The sequence below is a fragment of the Lentzea rhizosphaerae genome (genome assembly GCF_042649515.1).
Lineage (GTDB): Bacteria > Actinomycetota > Actinomycetes > Mycobacteriales > Pseudonocardiaceae > Lentzea > Lentzea aerocolonigenes.
On the sequence record NZ_JBHRZI010000005.1, the window covers coordinates 251451 to 260099 of the forward strand.

An 8649-nucleotide genomic window follows, 5' to 3' on the forward strand; every position below is an offset into this window, starting at 1 on the left:
TCCACCTCAGGTGAACAAATGCGCCGTTCATCCGTCAGTGACCGCCGATCACCAGGTTCACGAGTCCACTGTGGAGCGCTCAGGCCAGCCGCTCCGCCGTCTCGTCGAGCCTGCGGGAGTTGACCGGGTCGGGCGCGCGGAGGTGCAGCTGCCTCGCCGTGTCGAACGCGCGCCCTGCCGCGTCCAGATCGCCCGTCTCAGCGCGAACTCCGGCAACGTCGAGATAGGCGGCGACGGCGAGGTGCAGGTCGTCCGTGTCGCGGTAGAGCCGCGCTGCGACGGCGAACTCGTCGGCTGCGGCGGCAGCGTCTCCGAGAACGCGAAGGCTCTGGCCGAGTTCGCGGTGCGTGAGGGCCAGGGTCATCTTGTTGTCGGCCTCTTCGACGGGTGCCAGCGCGGAGCGGAAGTACCGGACCGCGTCGTGGTGCCGGTCCGCCCGCGCGTGCACCTGGCCGAGCGACACCAGGGAATCCCCTTGCTGGCCGACGAGATCGTCCTCTCGCGCGATCGCCAGTGACCGTTCGAGATCCGCGACACCTCCGGCGAAGTCACCGAGCAACGACTTCGCGTCGCCGAGGTTCTGCAGAGTGATGGCCAGGTAGCCGCGGTCGTCGGCCGCCGTGAACAGTTCCAGCGCGGCCTCGTACGAGGCGACGGCACGGACGGTGTCGCCCAGTTCGTTGTACATCCAGCCGAGGTTGTTGTGTATCCCCGCTTCCCGTTGCGTGTTGCCGGTCTCCTTGGCGATGGCCAGACACCGTTGCTGTTCCCGCACCGCCTCGTCGACGCGTCCCAGGTGCACGAGCGAGATCGAGAACTGCACTCGGACCGGAACCTCGGCGTGGGTGGCGTCGAGCTTCATCACGGCGTCGACCGCGTACCGGTGCAGGGACGCGCCGAGCGACCACGTGCCGCGGTGCTCGAAGTAGCCGCCCAGCAGGAACGGGATCCGCCACGCCTCCACGTGTCTTCCCGTGGACACCGCGTGGTGGACCAGTGCCACGAGGTTGGACCTCTCGCCGTCCAGCCACGCCAGTGCCTCCAGCGCCTTGTCGAACGGCGCCGCCGGGTCGGCCTCGACGATGGCCGGGCGGTAGGGCAGGAGCAGCCGGTCCGCCGCGGCCAGCTTGCCGACGTACCACGCGTAGAGCCGGTCGAGCGCCGCCTCGCGGCTCTGCGGGTCCTCCTCCGTCCGCGCGCGTTCGTTGGCGTACAAGCCGATCAGGTCGTGGAACACGTACCGGCCGGGTGTGCGGCTGTCGAGCAGATGAGCGTCGTACAGCACCTCCAGCAGCCGGCCGCCGCGTCCGGCGTCGATCGCGTCCAGCGCGGCGGCGATCTCGGGTGTGGCGTCGAGGTCCGGCACGAGGCCGAGGCGCCGGAACACCCTGCGCGCCGCGGGTTCGAGACGCTCGTACGACAGCCCGAACACAGAGCGCACGGCGGCCTGGTCGTCGTCGTCGACCGCGAGAGCGCTCAGCCGGTTGCGAGTCACGTCCGAGACGAAGTCGGTGAGGCGGCGGCGGGGCTGGTCCAGCAGGTTCGCGGCGGCGATCCGCAGTGCCAGCGGCAGGTGACCGCAGGCCTCGGCGAGGGCGGCCGCGGCGTCGGGTTCGGCGGCGATCCGCCGGCCGCCGAGCAGCGCCATGAGCAGTTCGAGGGACTCGTACGGGTGCAGCGGCGTGAGCAACAGGCGGCGCGCACCGTTGATCGCGACCAGACCGCCGAGACGGCTGCGCGAGGTCACCAGCGTGACCGTCGTGGACGTGCCGGGCAGCAGCGGCCGCACCTGGTCCGCGTTGTGCGCGTTGTCCAGCAGCACGAGCATCCGGCGGTCGGCGACCAGCGACCGGTAGAGCGCGGCGGCGCTGTCGAGGTCCTGCGGGACGTGTTCGGCACGAACGCCCAGTGCCCGCAGGAACTCGCCGAGCGCGTGCGCCGCGTCGACCGGCTCCGTGGTGGCCGCTCCGCGCAGGTCGGCGTAGAGCTGGCCGTCGGGGAAGTCCGCCCGCCGCAGGTGCGCCCACTGCAGCGCCAGCGCGGTCTTGCCGACACCGGCGGCACCCGCGATCGCCGAGATCGTCACCAGGGCGGCGCCGGCCACCGCGTCGTCCAGCTCGCTGAGCTCCTCGGTGCGCCCGCTGAAGTCGCGCGGCGGGGCGGGCAGCTGCGCCGGCCGGGGACGGCGCGGCCGCACCGGGAGGTCCAGTGCCGGATCGGCACGCAGCACCTCCTGGTACCGCGTGTGCAGCGCGTCGGACGGATCAACGCCCAGCTCGTCGCGCAGCACCTCCCTCGTCTGGTGGTAGGTCGCGAGCGCGTCCGCCTGCCTGCCGCAGCGGTACAGCGCCAGCATCAGCTGGGCCCGGAACCGTTCGTGCAACGGGTGCCGCGCCACCACCTCGGTCAGTTCCGCCACGAGATCGTCGTGCCGGCCGAGCTCCAGGTCGACGTCCACCCGCTCGGCCAGCACCGCGAGCCACCGGTCGGTCAGCGCCTCCGACACGGCCAGCACGGCCGGCACGTCGGCGAACTCGGCCAGCGGAACACCGTGCCACAACGCCAGCGCCTTGCGCAGCACCCCGGCACGCCGCCCCGGATCGACGGTCGCGTGGGCGTCGGCGACCAGCTGCCGCATCTCGTCGGCGTCGCACTCCCCCGGTTGCACGACGAGCCGGTAGCCCGCGGGCCCGTGCACGATCCGCGCCGGGTCACCGAGTTTCTTCCGCAGCCGATGCACGTACAGCTGAAGCGTTTTCCGTGCGGACGCGGGCGGGCTGGCCTCCCAGAGCGCCTCGGCGAGCGCTTCGGCGGACACCGGCGAGTTGGCGTCGCAGAGCAGCACGGCCAGCAGACGGCGGAGCATCGGCTGGTCCAGATCGACGTCTTTTCCCTCCACCGCGACGCGGAGCGGGCCGAGCACACCGAACTCCGTCTTCATGAGGGCCTCCCCCACCACGACAGTGGCACCGCGGCGATGAAACCGCAGTGAAACCGATCGCGTTCACGGTGATGGCGTAGTCGCAAACAGCGGCGCATCAGAAAGAGGGGGCTATTACATGGCAACGGGAAAGCTCAAGTTCGGGGCCGTCGGCGCGGTAGCGGCCGCGCTGGCATCGACACTGCTCGCGGGACAACCGGCCGCAGCGCAGACCGGAGGACCGTCCGTGCTGGCTGACAGGTCCTGCCGGGTGACCCAGTGGATCTGCGTGACCGCACCGCTCTGGGTCCCCGCCGGCGCGACTCCCCACATCGCCACCACGGGCATCCCCTGGAATGCCCCGTGGGAACCCGGTCAGCCGGAGCCGGTCAACTCGTTCGTCCTCATCCGGTACATGGACGGGCCGGGCGACCCTGAGATCGTGCGCGACAACAAGAAGCGAGGGGAAGAGCACGACCGGTGGTTCAGCGGCTGGCGGGCCGGCAACTACAGGGCGGAGCTCCACTGCCCGTACCAGTGCCCCGGCGCCATGCTCTACTTCGACAACTGACCCAACGAGGGGTGCGGTCAGATCTCGCGGACGATCCGGCCGGTGACGGCGCCGAGCTTGTCGGGGTTGGCGACGTTGTGGAGGGCGACGATCCGGCCGGTGTCGTCGAGGTCGAGTGTGAGCGTGGCGATCACCCGTCCGGCGCCGGTGAACACCACGCCCACGCCGCCGTTGAGCTCGACCAGTTCGGCGCTCATGTCCGCGATCTCGACGCCCTGGTAGGGCCGCGTGCCGATGGCCGCGAACCAGGTGGCGACCTTGTCCGCGCCGATGACGGGACGCATCGCCTGGCGCACCTTGCCGCCGCCGTCCGTCCACAGTGTCACGTCCGGCGCGAGCAGCTGCATCAGGGTGTTGATGTCACCACCGGTCGCGGCCGCGAAGAACCGTTCGGTCACCTCGCGCTGCCGGGTGCGGTCGGTGTGGAAGCGGGGGCGCCGGGCCTGCACGTGCTCGCGGGCCCGGTGCGCCGCCTGACGCACCGAGGCCTCTGACCGTTCGACTGCGTCGGCGATCTCGCCGTAGCTGAAGCCGAACGCCTCCTTCAGCACGAACACCGCGCGTTCGAGAGGACTCAACGTCTCCAGCACCACGAGCACCGCCATCGACACGGTGTCCGCCAGGTCCACAGTGGACGTTTCTGCCGCGCTCGTCAGGATCGGTTCCGGCAACCACGGGCCGACGTAGGTCTCCCGCCGGACCTTGGCCGAACGCAGCCGGTCCATCGCCACGTTCGACACGATCCGCACCAGGTATGCCTTGGGGTCGGCCACCTGGGACCTGTCCGAAGAGGACCACTTCACCCAGGCGTCCTGCACCGCGTCCTCCGCGTCGGCCGCGGTGCCGAGAATCCGGTACGCCACCGAGAAGAGCAGGTTGCGGTACTCGCCGAAGACGTCGTTCATCGGGTGAACCGGCCACCGCGCGGCCAGACCGAGCCCATGCCGGGCATGCTCATGAGCCGGCGGTACGTGGGCCACGGCGAGGAAGTCACCGTCTCCTTGTACCAGACCGCCCTGCGACCGGTGAGCAGAAACGACCTGGGGCTGCTGTCCGGCCTGGTGAACTGCACAACGGCGTCGTGGCGGCCCAGGCTGACCGGCGTGTGGTAGTAGCCGAACCGGAACGGCTTGGGCCGCTTGCCGCGCAGTTCCCGCACGATCGACTCGGCGGCGTGCACGCCGGTGGGCATGCCGCTCTGGCAGGTGCCGTGCAGGACGCCGTAGCCCTGCCGGATCAGGGCCGCGTCGCCGACGGCGTAGATCTCCGGGTGCGACACCGACCGCAGCGCGGCGTCGGTGACGATGCGCCCGTTCCCGTCGACCTCCAGCCCGGCCGCGGCCGCGAGCGGTGACACCCGCACCCCGCTCGTCCACAACACCACGTCTGCCGCAACGCTTTCGCCGCCCACCAGCTCGACGGAGTCCGGCAGCACCTTGCCGATCTCGACACCGCTGCGCACCTCCACGCCCAGCCGTTCCAGCGAGGCGTCGAGGTACGCCTTGGCCTTGACGCCCAGGGTCGCGCCGGGTTCCTGCCTGCCGAGCAGCACCACCCCCAGTTCCGGGTGCTGCTCGGCGATCTCGGCCGCCGCTTCCACACCGGTCAGCCCGCTGCCGCACACCGCGACCGTGCGGGTGCCTGCGTCGGCGAGCCGCCGCGCCAGCAACTCCGCTTCCCGCCTGCTGTTCAGGGTGTGGGCGTGGTCGTCGGCGCCGGGGACCGCCGCGGTGTCAGCCACCCCGCCCAACGCGTAGACCAGCGTGTCGTACTCCAACACCTGCTCGTCGTCGACGCGAACGGTGTGCGCGGCGGCGTCGATGCCGGTGACCCAACCGCGCACGAACTCCACGCCGGTGTCCTTCAGCAGCTCCGGGATGCGCAGGTCGGCGACCTCCTGCCCGGAAGCGGTCTGGTGCAACCGAAGCCGCTCGGTGAACCGCTCCGTCGCGTTGACGAGGGTGATCCGCACGTCGTCGCGGCGCTTGGTGCGCGCCGCCGTGATCACCGCCGACATGACGCCCGCATATCCCGCACCGAGAATCACGATCCTGTGCACGGCCGTTGCCCCTTCTCCAGATCAGATGACGACCACGAGACGGGCCGCGGGAGAACGAACGTGACATGGCGTGACGGGCGTCACATCCGGCGGTGATCCGGCGTGCTGAACTACTTCGGCGCCTTGACGCGGAGCACGCCTGGGAGCGCCTTCTCCGCCAGGTAGGTGTCGGTGAAGTATTCGCGGCAGCTGCCGCTCCTGCCGCTCCCGCTGTGGATGCCCTTGGCGGCGATGCTGCCGTCGCTGCGGATCGTGTAGACCGGACCACCCGAGTCACCCCTGCTCGTGCATTTGCCGTTGCGGAGCGACTTGTTCGCGGCCTTGAGGGTCGTGCCGTCGTTGTACTTCACGGTGACGTTGGAGGCGACCACCTTGAACCCGCACATCTCGCCGGTGATCCGGCCGCCGACGCAGTGCCGGTCGCCGGGGCCGGACGGCCCCCACTTGTCGGTGACGGTGCCGTAGCTGTTGGAGTTGGGGCCACCCCGGTAGATCAGGGTCGTCGATGCCTTGCCGGCCTCCATCTTGATGATCGCCAGGTCACCCGAGTAGTAGGACTGGCCGTTCCACTTGACCGAACCCTTGCTGTTGTTCCAGTTGTCCGCGGTGACCTTGCCGACCGACCCGGCGTTGGACGAGATGACCGCGTTCATCGACGTGCAGTGGCCTGCCGTGAGGATGTACGACTTGCCCTGGTGCACCCAGCCGAACCCCTTGGTGCAGGTGTCACTCTTGATCTCGGAACCGCCCGCGAACGGGCTCTCGTCCCAGCCGCGCTCCTGCGTCTCCGGCCGGACCAGGTCGGGCTGGTGGTACAGCGCCACCCGGTCCGAGCCGTACCTGGCCGCCAGCGCCTGGCGCAGCTCGGTGGACACAGCCGACGTCTCGACCAGCACGCGGTTGTTCGACGCGTCCACGTAGGCCGACACCAGGGACGCGGCACCGGGCAGGTCGGTCAGCGTCAGCACCTCGTCCCGCACCGCCTCCAGCTGCGCGGCGCTGTACTTCACGGTGGTGAAGTTCGGCGAGATGGCCGTGGTGGCCTGGACGGACGAGGCGGTGGCACCCGAGTCCTCGACCGGGTTCGGCTCGACCGGTTCCTTCTCCACCGGAGGACTCACGATCGAGCCGTCGTCGGAGCCCAGGTCCGGCTCCGTCGTGGGCACGTTGTACGGCTCACGTCCCACCCTGAGCGCATCGGACGAGGCGGTGGCTGTTGCCGTGGCGACGACCTTGCCGCCGGCGACGTACGGGACCGAGAGGTCGGCCGGGTACACCGCGGCCCGGTCGGACGCCGCCGCCAGCGCCATGCGCTGGGCGTGCGTCATCGGCGCGTCGTTCTCGTGCGGGTCCTGCGTGATGACCGCGACGGCGGTCGCGGTGACCGGCAGGTCGACCGCCACAGCGGCCGTGGCCGGGCTGGACAGGACCGCCGAGGCGGTGGCGACGGCGAGGCTGATCCTCGCCACTCTGGCTCCAGTTCTCACGAACACCCTTTCCGAACCACGTAGAAATGTGGGGCGAACGGTGAGCCGGACGTCCAGGACAAACCTAGGACGGATCTTGAATCGCCTGATGGAGGCCCTGCCGTGAACCCGATCGGGGCGTTCTGCTGATAACAGGGCGAAGACCCTTCGCTCGAAAGGCCACCATGACAGCAACCGACGCGGAGCTCATCGAGGCGTCGCTGCGCGTGCCGGAGAAGTTCGCCGTGATCTTCGACCGGCACGCGCCCCACATCCAGCGCTACCTCGCCCGGCGCCTCGGGCAGCAGGTCGCCGACGACCTGCTCGCCGAGACGTTCCTCGCGGCGTTCACGAAGCGCGACCGCTACGACTCCTCCCGCCAGGACGCCCGGCCGTGGTTGTACGGCATCGCCACCAACCTGGTCGGTCAGCACCGGCGGGAGGAGGTGCGCCGGCACCGCCCGCCATCCGCGGGGCCGCCCGTCGACGACCACGCCGACCGCGTGGCCGCGGACGTCACCGCGCAGGCCATGCGGTCGATCCTGACCGGCGCGCTGGCGGCGTTGTCCGCGGAGGACAGGGACGTGCTGCTGCTGGTCGCGTGGGAGCAGCTCAGCTATCTCGAGGTCGCGGAGGCGCTGACGATTCCGGTGGGCACGGTGCGGTCCCGGCTGAACCGCGCGCGCCGGAAGGTCCGGGAAGCGTTGGGAACCAACAACCACACCGAGGTCGAGGAGCTGCTCAACAATGGATGACCTTCAGCTCGTCCGGGAACTGGACGACACCCCGCTCAAGTCCGCGGACCAGCTCGCGTCCGCACGCGCCCAGCTCGTGGCGGGCATGAAGCCACGTGGACGCGGCCGCGCCGGAGTCATCGCCATCGCCACGATCGCCGTGGCGGCAACGGTGACCGCCGTGGCGATGGTGCTGCCGTCCACCACACCGGACACGCCCCACCCCGAGGCCGCGGCACCCACCACCACCCCGGTGGACACGACCGTGCAGCTGCTGAACCACGCCGCGGCGACAGCCCGTTCGAAGCCCGACGTGGTACCCCGGCCAGACCAGTTCTACTACGTGCGCGACGGCGAGTGGGAAGCCTGGTTCTCCGTCGACGGCACCCACGACGGCCGGATCGGCAGCGGCAAGAACGAGGCGCCGACCACCGTGCCGGGCTGCGTGGGCGGCCGCAGGAAGGTGCTGGACAAGTTCGACAAGCCGACAGGCGAAACCGAGCCTTGCACGCCGTCCCGCTCGTACCGGGACGACCTCCCCACCACGGCCGACGGCATGTTGGACTTCTTGCAGGGCAACGGCAAGAGCCGACCGACCTACTCGTACGGCAAGGACGTGATGTCCATGTTCCGCATGTCGTACCTGCCGGGCCCGCAGCGGGCGGCGTTGTTCGAGGCGGCGACCAGGGTGGAGGGCCTGACGGTGGTGCAGAACGTCTCGTCCGGCCGTCCCGGCATCGGGATCACCTGGCCGGAGCCACCGGGGTCGAAGGCAAAGCCGCACGTGATGGTGTTCGACAAGGAGACGTACGTCTACCTCGGTGAGAAGGACGAGCCGCAGGACGCCTCCGGGTTCGTCGACAGGGTGGGCGACCGCCTCTAATCAGGTCCCCCCCCCC

The 8649-nt window shown here is 70.3% G+C and carries 7 protein-coding genes; 3 read left to right on the plus strand and 4 right to left on the minus strand.

The genetic code is table 11. The features are described from left to right. Positions 1 to 79 precede the first annotated feature (79 nt). Positions 80 to 2941: an AfsR/SARP family transcriptional regulator gene (locus ACFOWZ_RS04275; protein WP_382368960.1), complete on the minus strand. Its 2862-nt coding sequence runs from the start codon at positions 2939 to 2941 to the stop codon at positions 80 to 82. 118 nt (positions 2942 to 3059) lie between these two features. Between ACFOWZ_RS04275 and ACFOWZ_RS04280 the strand changes: the two genes are divergently transcribed. Beyond that, a complete protein-coding gene (locus tag ACFOWZ_RS04280) occupies positions 3060 to 3491 on the plus strand; it encodes a hypothetical protein (RefSeq protein WP_382368963.1) in 432 nt (143 codons plus the stop codon). 17 nt (positions 3492 to 3508) lie between these two features. On the opposite strand, the gene ACFOWZ_RS04285 is transcribed toward ACFOWZ_RS04280, so the two are convergent. The 3 genes from ACFOWZ_RS04285 to ACFOWZ_RS04295 form a co-directional block, all read right to left on the minus strand. Continuing rightward, positions 3509 to 4396: an RNA polymerase sigma-70 factor gene (locus ACFOWZ_RS04285; protein WP_382368965.1), complete on the minus strand. Its 888-nt coding sequence runs from the start codon at positions 4394 to 4396 to the stop codon at positions 3509 to 3511. After that, complete coding sequence (locus tag ACFOWZ_RS04290) at positions 4393 to 5550, minus strand: NAD(P)/FAD-dependent oxidoreductase (protein ID WP_382368967.1); 1158 nt, start codon at positions 5548 to 5550, stop codon at positions 4393 to 4395. Before ACFOWZ_RS04290 ends, ACFOWZ_RS04285 begins: the two co-directional genes overlap by 4 nt. Before the next feature lie 110 nt (positions 5551 to 5660). After that, positions 5661 to 7019 carry a trypsin-like serine protease gene (locus ACFOWZ_RS04295; protein ID WP_382368969.1) on the minus strand — a complete coding sequence of 453 codons (1359 nt, stop codon included), beginning with the start codon at positions 7017 to 7019 and terminating at the stop codon, positions 5661 to 5663. Positions 7020 to 7201: 182 nt separating this feature from the next. Between ACFOWZ_RS04295 and ACFOWZ_RS04300 the strand changes: the two genes are divergently transcribed. Beyond that, positions 7202 to 7771 (plus strand): RNA polymerase sigma factor, encoded by a 570-nt coding sequence (locus tag ACFOWZ_RS04300; RefSeq protein ID WP_382368973.1) that lies wholly within the window; start codon positions 7202 to 7204, stop codon positions 7769 to 7771. Beyond that, positions 7764 to 8633, plus strand: a complete 870-nt coding sequence (locus ACFOWZ_RS04305) for a CU044_5270 family protein (RefSeq protein WP_382368976.1) — start codon at positions 7764 to 7766, stop codon at positions 8631 to 8633. Before ACFOWZ_RS04300 ends, ACFOWZ_RS04305 begins: the two co-directional genes overlap by 8 nt. Positions 8634 to 8649 lie beyond the last annotated feature (16 nt).